This is a genomic window from Pseudoalteromonas sp. SR41-1, assembly GCF_014164015.1.
Lineage (GTDB): Bacteria > Pseudomonadota > Gammaproteobacteria > Enterobacterales > Alteromonadaceae > Pseudoalteromonas > Pseudoalteromonas distincta.
Genome location: NZ_JACJEK010000008.1, coordinates 86609 through 103789, shown reverse-complemented (window position 1 = coordinate 103789; position 17181 = coordinate 86609). Strand labels below are relative to the sequence as shown.

The 17181-nt window shown below is 39.3% G+C and carries 18 protein-coding genes; 2 read left to right on the top strand and 16 right to left on the bottom strand.

Going from position 1 to position 17181, the window contains the following annotated elements; translation table 11 throughout:
- Nucleotide 1: 1 nt before the first annotated feature.
- From H5118_RS08885 to H5118_RS08850, 9 genes are all read right to left on the bottom strand, one after another.
- Nucleotides 2–1903 (bottom strand): MFS transporter, encoded by a 1902-nt coding sequence (locus tag H5118_RS08885; RefSeq protein WP_182695639.1) that lies wholly within the window; start codon nucleotides 1901–1903, stop codon nucleotides 2–4.
- 133 nt (nucleotides 1904–2036) lie between these two features.
- Nucleotides 2037–2645 carry a recombination mediator RecR gene (recR, locus tag H5118_RS08880; protein WP_002962308.1) on the bottom strand — a complete coding sequence of 203 codons (609 nt, stop codon included), beginning with the start codon at nucleotides 2643–2645 and terminating at the stop codon, nucleotides 2037–2039.
- Between the two features lie 7 nt (nucleotides 2646–2652).
- Complete coding sequence (locus H5118_RS08875) at nucleotides 2653–2979, bottom strand: YbaB/EbfC family nucleoid-associated protein (protein WP_002962306.1); 327 nt, start codon at nucleotides 2977–2979, stop codon at nucleotides 2653–2655.
- A 60-nt stretch (nucleotides 2980–3039) separates the two neighbouring features.
- Nucleotides 3040–5565, bottom strand: coding sequence for a DNA polymerase III subunit gamma/tau (dnaX, locus tag H5118_RS08870; protein ID WP_182748541.1), 2526 nt, complete (start codon nucleotides 5563–5565; stop codon nucleotides 3040–3042).
- A gap of 3 nt (nucleotides 5566–5568) precedes the next feature.
- Nucleotides 5569–6114, bottom strand: a complete 546-nt coding sequence (apt, locus tag H5118_RS08865) for an adenine phosphoribosyltransferase (RefSeq protein WP_002962303.1) — start codon at nucleotides 6112–6114, stop codon at nucleotides 5569–5571.
- 171 nt (nucleotides 6115–6285) lie between these two features.
- Nucleotides 6286–6408, bottom strand: a complete 123-nt coding sequence (locus tag H5118_RS20605) for a hypothetical protein (protein ID WP_002962301.1) — start codon at nucleotides 6406–6408, stop codon at nucleotides 6286–6288.
- 72 nt (nucleotides 6409–6480) lie between these two features.
- Nucleotides 6481–7233: a DUF2063 domain-containing protein gene (locus tag H5118_RS08860; protein ID WP_182748539.1), complete on the bottom strand. Its 753-nt coding sequence runs from the start codon at nucleotides 7231–7233 to the stop codon at nucleotides 6481–6483.
- Nucleotides 7234–7269: 36 nt separating this feature from the next.
- A complete protein-coding gene (locus H5118_RS08855; RefSeq protein WP_024596352.1) occupies nucleotides 7270–8127 on the bottom strand; it encodes a DUF692 domain-containing protein in 858 nt (285 codons plus the stop codon).
- A gap of 67 nt (nucleotides 8128–8194) precedes the next feature.
- Nucleotides 8195–8641, bottom strand: coding sequence for a hypothetical protein (locus H5118_RS08850; RefSeq protein WP_182748537.1), 447 nt, complete (start codon nucleotides 8639–8641; stop codon nucleotides 8195–8197).
- Nucleotides 8642–8867: 226 nt separating this feature from the next.
- Here H5118_RS08850 and H5118_RS08845 point away from each other — a divergent pair, with 226 nt between their 5' ends.
- Both H5118_RS08845 and H5118_RS08840 read left to right on the top strand, forming a co-directional pair.
- Entirely contained in the window at nucleotides 8868–9848 is a 981-nt protein-coding gene (locus H5118_RS08845) for a tRNA-dihydrouridine synthase (RefSeq protein ID WP_182748536.1), read from the top strand.
- 61 nt (nucleotides 9849–9909) lie between these two features.
- The gene (locus H5118_RS08840) at nucleotides 9910–10236 is read left to right on the top strand and encodes a conjugal transfer protein TraR (RefSeq protein ID WP_182748534.1); all 327 of its coding nucleotides are present in this window, start codon (nucleotides 9910–9912) and stop codon (nucleotides 10234–10236) included.
- Between the two features lie 16 nt (nucleotides 10237–10252).
- On the opposite strand, the gene H5118_RS08835 is transcribed toward H5118_RS08840, so the two are convergent.
- The 7 genes from H5118_RS08835 to H5118_RS08805 all read right to left on the bottom strand — a co-directional run bounded on the left by H5118_RS08835 (nucleotide 10253) and on the right by H5118_RS08805 (nucleotide 16330).
- The gene (locus tag H5118_RS08835) at nucleotides 10253–11296 is read right to left on the bottom strand and encodes a hypothetical protein (RefSeq protein ID WP_182748532.1); all 1044 of its coding nucleotides are present in this window, start codon (nucleotides 11294–11296) and stop codon (nucleotides 10253–10255) included.
- A gap of 61 nt (nucleotides 11297–11357) precedes the next feature.
- Nucleotides 11358–12617, bottom strand: coding sequence for a lipopolysaccharide assembly protein LapB (locus H5118_RS08830; RefSeq protein WP_002961712.1), 1260 nt, complete (start codon nucleotides 12615–12617; stop codon nucleotides 11358–11360).
- An 11-nt stretch (nucleotides 12618–12628) separates the two neighbouring features.
- Nucleotides 12629–13246: an energy transducer TonB gene (locus tag H5118_RS08825; protein ID WP_024603667.1), complete on the bottom strand. Its 618-nt coding sequence runs from the start codon at nucleotides 13244–13246 to the stop codon at nucleotides 12629–12631.
- The gene (locus tag H5118_RS08820; protein ID WP_002961710.1) at nucleotides 13246–13650 is read right to left on the bottom strand and encodes a biopolymer transporter ExbD; all 405 of its coding nucleotides are present in this window, start codon (nucleotides 13648–13650) and stop codon (nucleotides 13246–13248) included. The genes H5118_RS08825 and H5118_RS08820 overlap by 1 nt, the downstream gene beginning before the upstream one ends.
- A gap of 14 nt (nucleotides 13651–13664) precedes the next feature.
- Nucleotides 13665–14189, bottom strand: a complete 525-nt coding sequence (locus H5118_RS08815; RefSeq protein WP_002961709.1) for a MotA/TolQ/ExbB proton channel family protein — start codon at nucleotides 14187–14189, stop codon at nucleotides 13665–13667.
- On the bottom strand, nucleotides 14189–15553 hold the full coding sequence (locus H5118_RS08810) for a MotA/TolQ/ExbB proton channel family protein (protein ID WP_002961707.1): 1365 nt from the start codon (nucleotides 15551–15553) through the stop codon (nucleotides 14189–14191). Before H5118_RS08810 ends, H5118_RS08815 begins: the two co-directional genes overlap by 1 nt.
- Nucleotides 15554–15559: 6 nt before the next feature.
- Nucleotides 15560–16330, bottom strand: a complete 771-nt coding sequence (locus H5118_RS08805) for a DUF3450 domain-containing protein (RefSeq protein ID WP_165742764.1) — start codon at nucleotides 16328–16330, stop codon at nucleotides 15560–15562.
- Nucleotides 16331–17181: the final 851 nt, after the last annotated feature.

Here is a 17181-nt window from a genome sequence, read left to right as displayed (position 1 = left end):
ATTAGTCACTATCTTTTGAATGAAGCGCTTTTAAAGCCAATACTTTTTCACGTAAATCATCTGCTACTACTTTATCAGCAGCAATCGGGGCACCGACTGCAACCGACACCAAAGACCATTTTAATCGAGGCAATTGCCACTTAGCTTTACGACTAAACATGCTGCCCCATAAACCACCTAAGTGCACAGGAATAACGGGCACAGGTGAGCGCTCAATAATGCGCTCGATTCCACGGCGAAAAATATCCACTGAGCCGTCACTGGTTAGTTTTCCTTCAGGGAAAATACCAACAAGTTCGCCTTTATTAAGCGCAGCAGCTACTTCATCAAAGGCTTTTTTAAACGCTTCTGGATTGGTTTTTTCACTGTTAATGGGAATAGCCTTAGCCATTTTAAATAACCAATGTAGGGCCGGCGAATAATAAATAGGGGCAAATACCATAAACCGGATAGGCCTTGGTGATGCGGCTAAAATAAACATCCAATCAACAAAGCTGACATGATTACACACGACAACCGCAGCGCCTGCATCAGGTATATTACTTTCACCTTTTGTACGCACTCTGTACATACAAATAGCTAAAATATATATAATAAATCGTAAAAAGAACTCTGGTACTTTGGTATAAATATAAACAGAGATAAGTAAGTTTAGCCCGGCAAGTAACAGTAGCAACTCTGAAATACTCCACTGAAAAACAGACAGCGTTACAATACTTAAAACAGCACTGCCCACCATAAACAGTGCATTTAATACATTGTTAGCCGCTATAACTCGTGAGCGACTCGACTCTTCAGTACGCTGTTGAATAAGCGCATACAGCGGTACAGTGTAAAAACCAGAGCCAATACCAATGCCTGCCATCCATACAAAGTGCCACACCATATCGCCTGTTTTTAATAGCTCCTGAAGCGTCAATAACTCAAGGTTTTGAGGTAAATAAGAGCTAATGGCTGGCTCTTGGCTCAGTAAGTATAAAAACAAGGTAATTAAGATCGCGCCAAAAGGCACAATTCCTAATTCTATTCGAGAGCGGGAAAGCTTTTCACACAGTAACGAACCAATAGCAATACTTAGTGAAAACACAACAAGCGCGCTAGTTACAACCAGTTCATCGCCGCCCATTGTGTGTTTTACATAATTTGGTAGGGACGTTAAAACGATGGCGCCAATTAACCAAAACCAACTGATCCCAAGTACTGATTTACCAACCGATTCTGTTTGCGAATTAAGTGCTGAAAATACGTTTTTTGTCGATGAAAATATATTATAGGTAAATTTTAAGTTAGGCTCGTTTGCTTCACTAGTGGGTATAAAGCGACTGCTCACATAACCCATCACGGCCAATACTAATACTGCAATACTTATAAGCGTAGGCCCTACTGATTGAGTAATATAATAAGTGCCAAAAATTGTACCCATTAGTATCGCCACAAACGTGCCTGATTCAACCAAACCATTCGCTTTTGTTAATTCATTCGGTGCTACGTGCTGCGGTAAAATAGAATATTTTAATGGACCAAAAAACGTACTTTGCACGCCCATTAAAAATACGGTGGCTAACATTAGCCACACATACTGCGTTAAAATAGAAACTGCCCCTACAACCATAATAGGGATTTCACATAGTTTTACGATTCTAATCAATTTTGATTTTTCTGTTTTTTCTGCAAGCTGCCCTGCCATCCCTGAAAATAAAAAGAACGGAAGAATAAATAACCCAGCAGCAATATTTGAATAAAGTGCGCCATCTGCAAGCGTTGCAGCCTGAAATATTAATAGAATAAGCACTGATTGCTTATACACGTTATCGTTTATCGCTGAGAAAAACTGCGTAATAAAAAGCGGTAAAAAACGCTTACTACCCAGTAATGCACCTTGATAGGGTTGGTTATCTTTCATTGTATTCCTTACTAATTAGAGACATAGCCCAAAAATAAATTAGATTGTTTTTAAGCTTACCTTAAAAACGAAAAAGCCTACATGATTTAATCATGTAGGCTTTGGTAATTTGTTTTCAAATAGTGACTTAGAGCTAGTCTTGAGTAACTAGGCGCCTGCCGCTAAAGGCATGCATAAGTGTTCTACCATCTACTAAATCAAGCTCACCTCCCACAGGAATACCATGGGCAATACGTGAAGCGCCTACTTTGTATTTATGACAAAGCTGAGCAATATAATGTGCGGTAGTATCGCCTTCAACGGTAGGGTTAGTCGCTAAAATAACCTCATTAATATCGCCTTGAGCAAGCTTTTGCTCTAAAACATCTAAGCCAATCTCTTTAGGACCAATACCGTCTATTGGCGATAAGTGCCCCATTAATACAAAGTATAGACCTAAATACTGACCTGTTTGCTCGATGGCAAGCACATCAGTAGGCGATTCAACAACACATAATATACCGCTGTCTTGGCGTTTTGTACTTAAACAAATATCGCACTGAGCTTGTTCGCAAAAAGTACGACAAGACTGACAGTGCCCTATGGCGGTCATTGCTTTAGTGAGTGCATTGCCCAGCTGAGTGCCTCCCTTTCGGTCGCGCTCAAGCAGGTGAAAAGCAATACGTTGCGCTGACTTTGGACCAATGCCAGGTTGACAGCGCAGTGCTTCTATAAGCTGATTTAAACTATCTGAAAGTTGCATTATTGACTTAAAACGGCATTTTCATACCTGGTGGTAATTGCATACCGCCAGTTACTTTACCCATACGCTCTTGTGTTTCTTCTGCAACTCGGCGAACAGCATCGTTACATGCTGCTGCAAGTAAGTCTTCAATCATGTCTTTGTCGTCTTCCATCAAGCTTTCATCAAGCTGAACACGACGTACATTGTGGTTACCAAGCATAGTTACTTTAACTAAACCTGCACCGGCTTCACCAACAACTTCAAGAGTTGCGATTTCGTCTTGGGCTTTTTGCATGCGATCTTGCATTTGCTGCGCTTGCTTCATCATGTTGCCCATTCCACCTTTAAACATAACTTTCTCTCTTTCTTTTAATACATTAATTAACATGAACATAAGGGCGATTGTAAGTAATTACAATGCCTGAATACTGTTTTCGTCAATTTCGGCGCTAAATACTTGCTGAAATTGTACTATGTTTTCATCCGATGTGATCACATCGATTGCTTGTTGTTGACGTCTTGCATCTATTTTTTGCTGAATAAGATAAGGAGAATCAATAACTCCCTTAGCAAAATTAATACTTAACGACACGTTATGCTCATAAATACTCGACAATGCGGCATCTAATCTTTGGCGAAGCATCGGTGTATCTAAATGCTTTTGTGATTCATCAACGTCTATATGTAAGCTGTTGCCTTGCTTGGTAAATATTGAATGCAACGCAAATTGGCGCATACGACCACCCAGTCCCATACGTTTAATTAAATAAGCCCATTCATCTTGTTGATGTGCAAATCTAATTTCACTAATTGGACTTTGAAAATCATCAGGCACGGGAATGCTAATTTCCTCGGGCGCTGCTTCAGGCACTTTTTGAGGATTTATTTGCTCAAGTAGCTCTGGCGCTAGATTTTCGGTAATTGTTTGATGCTTTTCTTTAAAATCAATTTTTCGTGCTGGTTTTGTATTAGCGTGACCATGTGCCTGGCTTTCGCTCCCTGTTAGTGGGAGCTCATGCTTTTTTTCACTTGCACCTGCACTATCATTCACCCAAGGTGGGGGATCGCTAGGTGCTACGTTTGTAACGCTGTTGAGCTCGTTTGTATTTTCAGCGGTGCTATCTTGGTTAACACTTTGAGCTTTAGGCATTCTTGCGTGATGTTCTGGCTTTTTAGCGGGCGCTTGGTTTGGCTGCGCTGCTACATTATTTGCAGAGGTGCTTGTACTCTTGCTTGATAACCTACCCGCACCGGATATGTTTCTGTCACGTAAAATACGAGCAATGGCAGATTGCGCCTGCGCTTCTTGTTCAGCTATTGGCGTACTTGCATTGTGATTTGTTAAGGGCTCTGGTGAAGACTCTGAGTTTGCAGTAGGTGCAGGTTTAAAACCCTGATCTACAGCGCTACTCATTATATCGTCAAATTGCGAGGCCAGCGTTTGTTCAGCATCACTATGGAGCATATAAGCTTCATCTTCACTTTGTCGCTGGGCTTGAGCATCTGAAACAACATTGATTTGTGGTTGCTCTTTAGCTAAAGCCTGTTGCTTTGAAGCGTTTTCACTTTGTTGAACCGGTTGCTCTACTGCAACTTGGGCAGGCTCATTATTACTTTGCACGACTTCATTATTTAATGACTGAGCGGCAGCGTTAGCTGAAGGCTCTATCTCAACGGCTTTAGGCTGCTCTGCATTGCTAACTGGCTTAATATTATTTACTGGAGTACTGCTTTGGCCAGCTACGGTGTTTTGCGATGTTTTATTTTTATTTAATATATCTCGCAGTGCATTTGCGCGGCCTTGTTTATTTGGGGCCGGCTCTTCGTTTGCTGTGTGTACAGTTTGTTGCGCGTCTGTAGGCTTAAATGCTAATAATCTTAGCATAATCATTTCAAAACCTAAGCGAGGCTCTGGTGCCCATTGTAAATCTTTTTTACCATTTAACAGTAACTGATAATAAATTTGAATTTGTTGTGGGCTCGTATGTTGTGCAACATGAGCAATATAATCTACATTTTTTTCATCTAGCCCTGCCGCTTCAGGCACTAACTGGGTTAGTTGTGTTAAATGTGTAAGTGCAATTAAATCATCAAGCAATGCCACATAATTAGGATTACGACTTGCCACCTGCGCAATCTCATCCATTAACGCAGCGCCATCTTGTGCAAGTAATGCTGCGAGCAAGCTTTGGCTATAATGAGTATCCATTAAACCAAGCATTGTTTGTACTGCTTGATTATTAATATCACCATTTGTTTGCGCAATAGCTTGGTCGGTTAAGCTAAGTGCATCACGCATACTGCCATCAGCGGCTTTTGAAATAATGCTAAGTGCATCGGTATCAAAGCTAAGCTGCTCTTGAGTAAGTACGTGTTCAAGCTGTGTTTTAATTTCACTTTGCGACAAGGCATTTAAGTTAAATTGTAGACAGCGAGATAAAATAGTAACTGGTAATTTTTGAGGATCGGTGGTCGCCAATAAAAATTTCACATGCTCTGGTGGCTCTTCAAGCGTTTTTAAAAGCGCGTTAAAGCTGTGCTTAGAAAGCATGTGAACTTCATCGATTAGGTATACTTTATAACGTCCACGAGTTGGTGCATATTGAACGTTATCAAGTATTTCGCGAGTGTCTTCTACTTTTGTACGAGAAGCCGCATCTATTTCGAGTAGGTCAATGTAGCGCCCTGCTTCTATATCCAAACAGCTGCTACATTGTCCACACGGATTTGCAGATATACCTTCATCGCAATTTAAGCTTTTAGCAAAAATACGTGCAATGGTGGTTTTACCTACACCGCGGGTTCCAGTGAATAAATAAGCGTGATGCAGTCTATTTTGCGTAAGCGCATTTACAAGCGCTTGCTTAACATGAGACTGCCCAACCAATTCATGAAAGGTTTGAGGACGCCATTTTCTCGCTAGAACCTGATAACTCATCGATTACTCGCCTTCGAATTCAACCAATTTTAGGATTTTAATACCCATTTTTTTGATGCGCTGCTCGCCACCAAGTTCTGGTAGTGATACAACAAATGCTGCATCTGTGGCTTCGCCACCTAGTTTATTAACTAACTTAGCAGTGGCTTCAATTGTGCCACCAGTTGCTAATAAGTCATCAACTAGTAATACTTTGTCGCCAGGTACAATTGCATCTACATGCAGTTCTAGCGTGTCTTCACCGTACTCAAGTAAGTAATCTTGGCGAATAACTTCGCGTGGTAACTTACCTGGTTTACGTACTGGAATAAACGGAATGCCTAACGCATAAGACAATGGCGCACCAAAAATAAAACCACGTGATTCTGTGCCTATGATTTTAGTAAAGCCCTGATCTTTATATTCTGCGATAAACGCGTCAATAGTTGCTTTAAAGGCTTCTGGATTTGCCATTAAAGTGGTTACATCGCGAAACATAATGCCCGCTTTTGGATAATCAGCAATTGTAGTTATGCTGTTTTTGATAATTGCTGGTGTTACTTGAGTCATAATTTTAACTGCTCAATTGTTTATATTACAAAGCAGGTGATTATAACCTTAACTAACCTTTAATTGCGAGTTTGGCGTTATTATAAAAGAAGTATTAAATATGGACGGGGTAATTAAAATAAAGTGGTTCAAGGCTGAAGTTAGCAACAGCCTTAATACACGCTATACATTTTACGTTAAGCTAGTGATCCAGCCTAATATTGCATTTAAACAACCAATCCCTGCAAATACAGCTAAAAAAGCAAGAAAGTAAGTAGCGTTGAACGGATCTTTAAAGTCTTTATCATCTGACATTGGTACAACCTTTTATTAAGCACGGCAAATAAGGCTGCCATAATAGACGATGTAAAATCATCAATAAAGACCTTAGTCTTGATTTTTTGTCACAATTACCCCTCGTTCAACCATAGCATTAAGAGTAACCAGTGCACCTTGAGTAATTTGCTCTGCATTAAATTGTGGTGCATGAGCTAATACCTGTTGGCAGACGTTGTCAAATGTCGCGCCTTCGCTTGCCTCTATGATTGACAATAGCAAAGCTGTCATCGCATTCGTAGCCAGAAATTGAACGTCGTCATTTTCGTCTCTATATACAACAAAATAATTAGGCTGAGGTGATGGCTCTTTTGGTTTAAAGCGATTGCTAATATTTTGAACCGGAAATTGATAACTTAAATTTCTTGCCGTTTTCGATAAATATAAAGCTGAACTAGTGAGCGCTGTTGTTTGTAATTTTTTCTCTTGCTCATCTTCGTGTGCAATGGATACATCTAGCTCTACCCATTCATAATGGGCAAGCTCAAGCATAAACACGGGATCGTATTTTTTCATTTTATAATCACTTGATAAGTAATTAATAAACTCCCCTGCTATGTCTAAAAAGTACGGCGAATGACAATCATATTCGCTAAAAAACTGGCGTACGAGGGCTTGCCATTGCTTCTGGGTATATAACGTTTTTAATACCGGAAAACCTGATAATATAAAACCTTCAATGTTATTAAAAAATAGGTCGCGATAAATAGCCATACGCCTGTCTTCGATACCGCTGGGCTTTTTATTTTTTTGAGGCTCGCGAATATGCGCCATAAATTCGTTTTGTATTTCAATAAAGCTCATAACTAGGCACTCTTTTAATGTTGATAAAGGCTTATATTAAGCTCGTTGTTTTGAAACAGTTGAATCAAAGTGTTTAGCTTGTAGATCATGAATTATATCTAACTCTTTGGTTAAAACATTCATGGTAGGAATATTAAAATCGCGCTCAAGCAAGGTTGGAAATACGCCATGCACTTCGTATGCTTTATCGAGTAGCTCCCAAACAGGATCAATCACATCAGCGCCATGTGTATCAACAATTAAGTCATCAGCCTCATTATAATGGCCAGCAACATGCCCATAGGCTATACGATTAGAGGGTAACCCAGTTAAAAATGCTTGCGCGTTGTAGCCATGATTTATCGAATTAACATAAATGTTATTCACATCAAGTAAAAGCTTGCAGTCAGCTTGCTCTAAAATAATATTCGTAAATTCAAGCTCTGATAATTGCTGTCCAGGAGCACCATAATAGGAAACATTTTCTATCGCAATTTGCTGCTCTAGTATGTCTTGAACTTGTTTAATGCGAGGTACAACATGTGCTATGGCATCTTGTGTAAATGGAATGGGCATTAAGTCATACATATGCCCTGTACCGGAGCAGTAACTTAAGTGCTCACTAAAAATTTTTATATTGTGCTCTTCAAAAAACACTTTTAAAGACTTAACAAATTCAACATCAAGAGGTTCGGGAGAACCGATAGACAGTGATAATCCATGACACACAAAATTATTAGCATCGGTTAATGTTTTAAATTGCTTTTTAAAGCGTCCACCCAGTTTTAACCAGTTCTCTGGCGCAACTTCTAAAAAGTCTACTTGATTAGGTACATGCTCAAGCAGCTCATCAAGCATTTCTCGTCGTAGGCCAAGGCCCACCATCCCAAAATCTTTACTTTGAGTTTGTATCATAACTACCTCTAACTTAACAAAAAAGGGCCTTAGGGCCCTTTTAGCATAACTTATTTAGAATAAGATATTAACGGCCACCACATTTACCTTCGCCGCACTTACCTTCTTTTTTAGTTTTTTTAGCGTCGCCGCCACATTTACCTTCACCACATTTGCCTTCTGTTTTAGCTTTTGCGTCTTTTGCATCGCCGCCACACTTACCTTCGCCGCATTTACCTTCTTTTTTATCTTTTGCGTCGCCACCACATTTGCCTTCGCCGCATTTACCTTCTTTTTTACCTTTTGCATCGCCGCCACATTTGCCTTCGCCGCATTTGCCTTCTTTTTTATCTTTTGCGTCGCCACCACATTTGCCTTCACCGCACTTACCTTCTGCAGCATCTAATTGGTAACCTGTTACTAGTTGTTGAAACTCAAATGGGTTAGCTTGTACATCTGCAGATACAAAACTTGCAGAGCCAACTACTACTGCACCTAAAGTTAACGCGATTGTATTTTTTTTAACTGTATTCATTTTATGACTCTCTTTAATCAAGGATTGTAAATCTCAGCAATAAAAATGTATTTTTAAATTGCTTGTATGCTTAAGTAGACCCGTACAAAAATAAAAACTTTCATTTATTTTCATAATATTTACTTTTGCAATTTATACATCAAATATGGGCGGTAATTACAGATTTATCAATGTGTGATTTACAGGTAGACTATGCCTCCAGTTTTTTATCAAAATTAATCTCTTTATGAAACTTGTTTTAGCACCTATGGAAGGTGTCGTTGATTTTAAAATGCGCCAATTACTCACAGACATTGGTGGGTTCGATTTGTGCGTTACAGAGTTTGTAAGAGTGGTTGAAACATGCTTACCTGACAAAGTTTTTCATCGATTTTGCCCTGAACTACATAATAATGGATTTACACGAGCAGGTACTCCTGTGCGTGTTCAATTACTCGGTCAAGAAGCAAATCCATTAGCCGAAAATGCAATAAGAGCAATCGCATTAGGGTCCCATGGGGTCGACCTAAATTTTGGTTGCCCAGCAAAAACAGTTAATCGTAGCCGAGGGGGGGCTGTACTGCTTAAAGACCCTGACCATATGTATACGATTATTAAAGCAGTCCGAGATGCTGTAGATGATAAACATGAAGTAAGTGCAAAAATTCGCTTAGGCTTTGATGATGACAGTAACAGCCAAGAAATTGTTGATGCTGTGGTAAGTGCAGGTGCAAATAGTGTAGCTATTCACGCCAGAACCAAACGAGATGGTTATAACCCGCCAGCTTATTGGGAAAAAATTCCACCAATAATAAAAGGTAAGAATATTGTAGTTGTTGCCAATGGTGAAATTTGGCAAGTAGAGGACGCAATGCTTTGTCAAAAACGAAGTGGGTGCACTGATTTAATGCTTGGTCGTGGCGCCCTTTCGCACCCTGATTTAGCAAAAAAAATTAAAGCTCATGTAAATAATGAGCAATATGATAGCCTTGAGTGGGAGCATATTATTTATCACTTAATTCACTCAGCTATTCATCAAGACCCCGCGAAGGATGAAAAATACTTTGCTTCACGTACTAAACAGTGGCTTGGTTATCTAAAACGCCAGTACCCGCAAGCTATCGATTTGTTTGATGAAATCAGACGTTTAAAAAGTAAAGAAGATGTGGCGAGCGTATTAAATAAATATGCCAAAGCACCTCAACTTGATTCAAATCATAACGACTAACTTAAAGACTCTAGATAATATCAGAATAACGTAAAGCCCATTTAATAAGGTTGTACTGATAATGCATCATCAAAAAAGACTTAACGATGAAATAGCACAAGTTAAATTAAATATATTAACCATGCTTTCTAAATCAGCTTACCCTGCACATCACCATTTAATACAAATTTTAGCTGATACAGCAAATAATGAATGGTTAGACTGCGCAGCAGAGAAGTTAGGCCCTGAGTATACACTTTTAATCAGTCGCATGACCAAACTAGAAGCCGCACTAAGTCAAATAGAAATTGGCCAGTATGGCTACTGCTGTGATTGTGAAGAAAAAATATCAGCTAAGTCACTTGAACTAGACCCCGCAACTCAACGGTGTACAAAGTGCGCACAATAAGCGCACTTTCAAATCATTATATAATGTGTTGTATAAAGCTAAATGATTGCCCTGGGTAGAGAATTATATCTTCAACCAAGTACTGGGCCTCTTCTGGACTCATTTGTAGGCGCTTTATAAGGTTTACCTTTGCTTGAGGCAAAGTCCACGCATGGTAGTGAATACCTATATCTGATTCCATCATCGCAAGCATCAATGTTTTATCTTTATGAGACATATCCATAGCGCTCGCCATTGCAGGTAAGTCTTGATAGTTAGCCTGCCAATCTAAGCCTTCTATTAACTTTTCATCAGATAAATACTGAACTAAAAACGATTTTTGGTGAGAAGTTGGCAGCTTACTGTCTAATGCAACACGATCTAATACTTTTATTTTTTCGTTTAAAAGAGTAACCCATTCTAACGGTGAATGTACTTCGCCACTAAAGTAATTAAGTTTGCTCTGATACCACTGAGTGCCATTTGGCAGACCTCTTAGACCCACACTTCCTCTTGGCTTATAACTAGCTAAATAATCGCTAAAAGCTCTTATATGGCTTTTAAGCGCTGGTTGAACATCGTTACTTGCTATCGCACTTAATACATAGCTTTGTAACAATGTAAGTTCAACCTTGTTCAGCTTTAAATTGCTTTGTTGAGCACTGTCTAGGGTATCTTGGGTTAACTTGAGCCAAGTAATAACATTATCCGGTGTGTTTTTTGAGCCTTCAAAAGCGAGCATGTTTTCTAAAACATTTACTTGGGCTGGCCAATTAAAGTAGCGTTCAGGGAAACGCTCTGCAATTACCAAATAGTTTACTTGCGCAATTTGATTTAGATTAAGCTCCATACCCATTAGGCTCTGATAAATAGTATGGCGTTTTGTTAAGTAAGCATCAGAGAAAACCAATTGATCTTTTTCAATGTTATTGCCTTTAGTAGCACCTGTTTGTACAAGCGCCATGTTTAAAGCTTTTAAAGCGACTTGTGCGTCCTCAAACGACTCATAAGGTTGAGGCTGCTTTGAACATGCAGCTAAAAATAGGCACAGTAGTGATGATAAAAAGAGCTTTTTATACATAGTAGTTCCAATAAAAAAAGCCCCAGAGGGGCTTTTTATAAGTTGCTTAAGCTAATTAAAATTAAATTTTAACACCGTTGCGAGCGGCTTTATCTTTAATATATGTAGACCAACCTTTTGCAAACTTACGTGTGCGAGGGTCATCCATAGCTTTAGTAATTGCAGCATATGCTTGCTTATACTTACCTTGGTAGTAATACGCTTCAGCTAAATCTGAATAAATTGTGCCTTTTTTGTCAGAGCCAAGCTCTAATGCTTTGTTCAAGCGAACAATAGCAGCACTGAATTTTTCAGATTGTAAAAGTAATGAACCTGCTTTGCGGTAAAGCTCAGCGTCGTCATCAAATTTAGCAGCATCTTCGTAGTACTTAGCAGCTTTTTCTAAATCTTTAGAACGATGGTAATTACTCGCAATCGCGCTAACATTCTGCTTTGTACGTTCTACTTTTTCACTCTTAATGGCCTTTTCTAGCGTTACAGCTGCTTTATAAGGGATCTCATTTAGAGAGTAAAAGTTAGATAAGACTTTATACTCAACTTCATTTTCAAAGTAACCATTCTTGTATGCAACTTCCATAGTTGCTAAACCTTTAGAATAATCTTCAGTTTGTAGGTAATACTTACCTAAGCTAACCCAAGCTTTTTTATCATCAGGCCATACACGAACAATTTCTTCGCCAATTTTAACCATGTTTGCATAATCTTTAAGCTCAAAGTATGCGCCAAGTTTTAATTGGTAAGGGCCTTTGTTAGGCTCTTTTTGAAGTTTTATTGCCTTATCTGCTGGTTCAAAAACATCACGGTATTGCTCTAACTGATAGTTAGCTTGAGCAATACGTGTATAAACCGTAGGGTCCTCTTCACCGGTAAAGTCCATCCAAGCTACATATGCTTTTTTAGCTTCTTGGAACTTTTCTGTACCAGCGTATAAGTCACCTAACAACTTAAGAGTTTGTTCTTGATCAGCAAAGTTTAAAACATCAGGTGCAACGGCTTGCTTAGAGTACTTGATCGCTTCGTCATACTTTTCTTTTTGAGCGTACATGCTACCTAAGTAACGATTTACGGTCGCTTTATCAAAGTCATTCGAAGGCTCGATTTCTCTAAGCAAAACAATTGCTTCATCAACTTTTTCTTCGTTGTACAAATCAAATGCTTTAATTACTTTTTTACCAGTACGCTCGCCCATGATTTTAGTTTTTGCTTTTTTACGCTCTTCAATCTTTGCGTAATCCGGCGCTGCTAAAACAGATGCACTTAAAGTAGCACCCGACACAGACATAAGAATTGCAAGAGCAGTTACTTTAGAAAAATTTCTCATTACTCGCCTCCTTAGTTGCCTTGGTTAAGTTTAAAGTCTAATTGAACTTGTAAACCTGGTTGTTTCTGTGGTTTTCCGTCAATGATCTTAGGACGGTACTTCCACTTACGCAGTGCACGTTTAGCTTCACGGTCAAAGATACGTTTCGGTTCTGCGTCAATTACTTCAACGTCAGTTACTCCACCTAGCTCATCAATTGTGAATGAAAGTTGAACCCAACCTTCTTTACCATCACGTGCTGCTTGCGTTGGATATTTTGGTTCTATACGAACGATAGGTGTCGCATCACCATCTCGTCCAAATGCACCAGGACCACTTAGTCCACCTGCCGAACTACCAACATCAATGCTTCCCATATTAAATGACATAGCACCAGGATTTGGATTATTATTTTCCGGCTGTGGCGGCTGCGGTTTAGGCGGCTGCTTTGGCGGTGGCGGAGGAGGAGGCGGTACACGCTTCCTCTCCTGCACCTTAGATTCAGGCGGATTCGTCATTATTTCGACTATGATCTGCTCTTTTTGTTCCGTATTACGGTCAGCCCCACCAGAGATGAGGAATGCCATGAAGTAGAACAAGCCGAAAGTAACTGCCCCACCTGCAATCAGTGAAAACAGAAAACGAATCATTACTGATCTCCAGCTATTGAAATTCTCAGGTTATCACCCGTCGCTTTAATCTGGTCCATAACTTTAACCACTACGCCGTGTTTTGCTTCTTTATCAGCTTGCAAAATTACAACTTCAGTAGGTTGTTCTGCTAATAAACTTTCGATTTTTGCTGAAATACGTTCAACATCAACCTGCTGTTTATCAATCCAGATCTCGCCGTTACTACGAATAGCAATAAAAATGTTAGCATTTTTTTGCTTAGTAGCTTGAGCCGCTTTAGGTTTATTGACCTCGATACCAGCCTCTTTAACGAACGATGTAGTTACGATAAAGAAAATAAGCATGATAAATACGATGTCAAGCATTGGCGTCATATCAACCGCTGCTTCTTCTTCTTCACGAAAACGTTGTTTACGTGCCATATTTAATTCTCTCTCTAGTGATGAGGCATACTATCAATAAGTTTGGCTTTCACCATTTTAGCTTTTGTCTCAAGACGTGAGCTAAAAAATACTCCAGATAGTGCCGCAACCATTCCAGCCATTGTTGGGATTGTTGCCATTGAAATACCTGATGCCATTAAACGTGCGTTACCCGTACCCTGGTTGGCCATGGTTTCAAAAACCGAGATCATACCAGTAACAGTACCAAGTAAGCCTATTAAAGGACAAACAGCTACTAATGTCTTAATCAACAACATACGCTGATCTAATTTTTCAGACGCTTCAGAAATCCATGCTTCACGGATTCTGTGTGCGTACCAAGACGTAGTGTCTTGGCGGGCATCCCACTTTGCTACAATTTCTTTCGCTGTGCGAGGAAATTCTGCAAGTAGGAACCAATAGCGCTCAATCATTAAAACCCACATAAGAAAGAGTGCTATCGCGACCACGTATAAAACCTGGCCGCCTGTGCCAACAAAATCCCTGATAGATTCCCATATCTCCATCAGGACTAGCATTAGGCTTTCTCCTTCTCCGCGTGAGTAGCAACGATACCCGCGCTTTGCTCATCAAGGATGTGTAATACCGACTTACTACGACCAGCTACAAGAGCATGAAGTAGAATTAGTGGTAATGCAGCAATTAGACCTAGCGCTGTAGTTACAAGTGCTAGAGAGATGTTACCTGCCATGATCTTCGGATCACCCGTACCGAACAATGTGATTGTTTGGAACGTTAAGATCATACCGATTACTGTACCTAGTAGACCTAGTAACGGTGCGATTGCAGCAAGAATCTTAATTATATTGATACCAGCTTCAATGCGTGGCGTTTCACGTAGAATCGCTTCATCAAGTTTAAGCTCAAGGTTTTCAACATCTTGGTTCTTGTTGTCATGGTACACTTTAAGAATACGACCCAGTGGGTTATTTGTATTCGGTGTAGCAACATTTTTAAGCTGGCTCTTAATCTTACTAGTAGTAAGTGTAAGGTCAACAAAGCGGATTAGAGTAATTAGCATACCTAGGCCAAGTAAAGCCGTGATGATATAACCAACTACGCCACCTTGATGGAAGTATTCCATAAGGGTCGCTTTTTGAGTGTTGATACGTAAGATAGCACCACGAGTCGGATCTATGTAAACACCAGCGTAGTTATCTGGTGATGTATTTTCTAGAGCCGTGATACCGTCTAAGATATAACCGTCTGGTTGCTTACCTAGAGGCTGGATAGACTTAGTCTCTGGTGAATAAATTAAGTAACCATCGTCTGTAACTAAGTTAAAGTTACCGATACGTGTTACTTTTTTCATTGACGGGTTACCGTCAAGACCAGCAACTTCAGTTTCAAAAGTTGAAACTTTAGCTGATTCTGTCATTTCAGTTTGAAGTGAAATCCAAAGTTCTTCAAGTTCGCGAACTGTAGGAAGTTCTTTAGCAGCTGCTAACGAACGTAAGATTTCAGCACGACCTGGTTTTTCAGCACTTACTAGTGATGCTTCGATAGAACCGATAGCATCTTGAGCTGCACGACGTACAACACCAAACATCTCACCTAAAGTACCTTGGGCACTTTGAAGAGCTGCTTCTTTTTCAGCTAGCGTATTTTCGTTTTGTGCATATTGCTTAGCTAAGCTTTCACCACGAGACTTCTCAGAAGCAAGTTGGCTTTTAGCTTTGTTAAGTAATGCTTGCTTGTCAGCACGTTCTGATAAGAACTCTTGCTCACGTTGCTTATTGATTTTACCTTCAGAGATACGCTCTTGCTTTACTTGCTCAAGAATTTTATCTAGAGCTCCAGTATTTGCATGTGCATTAAGCGCGGTACCTGCAGAAACAGTTAGTACTGCTGCAACAGCAAAACCTTTAAATAGTTTCTTCATTATTGATTACTCCGCGCCAAAGATAGGTAGTTTAACAAGTTCTAATGTCGCTTGCTTACGCGCCATACGAATAACTTCTTTAACAGGTTTTAGGTATTCTTCGCCTAATGCTTTCCACTGTTTAGTGTTGTTATCCCACACCCAAGCATGTTTCAAGTCAAAAGACTGAGCAACGTAAGTGATACGACCTAACTGACCGATATCAACGTTAATGCTTTTACCATCAACTTCTAGAGTACCTTGTGAAGCAGATACAAGAGAGCTGTATGCTGTTTCAATAGTGTAAGCTTCAAGTACTTGACGGAATTTTTCAGACGTCGTTACAGACGCAGAAACCATGATCTCACGTAGTCTTTCAACACGTCCTAAACGCGTTTCAAGATTAAATGGAACGTCCGCTTTGATGAATTGCTCAAGCGTATCGATCATGCGATACATCAAAGGCACAACGTTTTGTTTAGTGTTATCAATAGTCGCGATTTGACGATCAAACGATTCAATTGAAGCGTTTTGGCTATCAACCAAGCGCGACACGTGATCGTTATACACTTTCATAAGTTCAGTCTCATCAACAACGCTACGGTACTCAGCGATTAGCTCCTGAGTTTGACCATATACATTGTCAATTTTAGTTTGAGACTTAACCGCAGCCTTTTGAATTTGTTGACCTGCTTTTTGCACGTCATTCAAAGGATCTGCAATCACATTGCTGCTTGCAAATGCAAATGCGCCAACCAACGCAGTTGCTACAAGACTCTTTCTGATTTTAACAGACATAGTTCCCAACCAATTAAGTAATGTTACTTTTATAATTTAATTATCCTCCGAGGAGAACAACCCTGATATCTTTTAATAGATATCAACCTTCCAATAATGCTAAATGCAATTAGCGCTGTCAACTTGATGTTTACTAATCTCAGTAAATAAATAGCTAAGTTAATGCTTAAACGAAAGTACCAGCCCACAACAGTTAACATTATTGCAACGAAGCTTTTTCTTAATATTTCTATTAAAGCCTTTTAAGGGGTGTATTTATTCGCATTGCACTGACATAAAACAACATTATTGCAACATTTAGCTAAAGCTGAATTCGCACTGAAAAAAAACTAAAAAAAATATAAATTGATATAACAAAAGTTATTTTTTACACGATTTTATCGTGTTTTATCACCTCAGTTACACTTCATCTGAAAAAACAAACCATTTGTCGCACAAAAAAACAACACTGGATAATATTTAATATCGGATACTCACGCTTTATACACGTTACTTTTAAAGCTATTTTAAAACGTGTTTTTCCATAAATAGTAATAATAAACTCAACAATGCATTTCTTTTATCAGCATAAAAGCTTTTGATAATTAAACAGGTTGTATTTACCGCTTTAAAGTATTCTTTAATACTATTTTAACGTTAAGGTTAATTCAGTAACTAAGTTAATCATGAAGAGTTACCCTACTTTATTAGTAATACACTATAAATGAAGCTTTACGTTCACATAATAAAGTAATAGAAGCACCTAGAAGCCCTTCTCAATGAGTAGCCTTCGTCACACAGAGTAAGCTTGAAACAGAATTTGCATGGATTGATATTGAGCATCGATTTTATTTAAGCTGGTATCGGGCCCA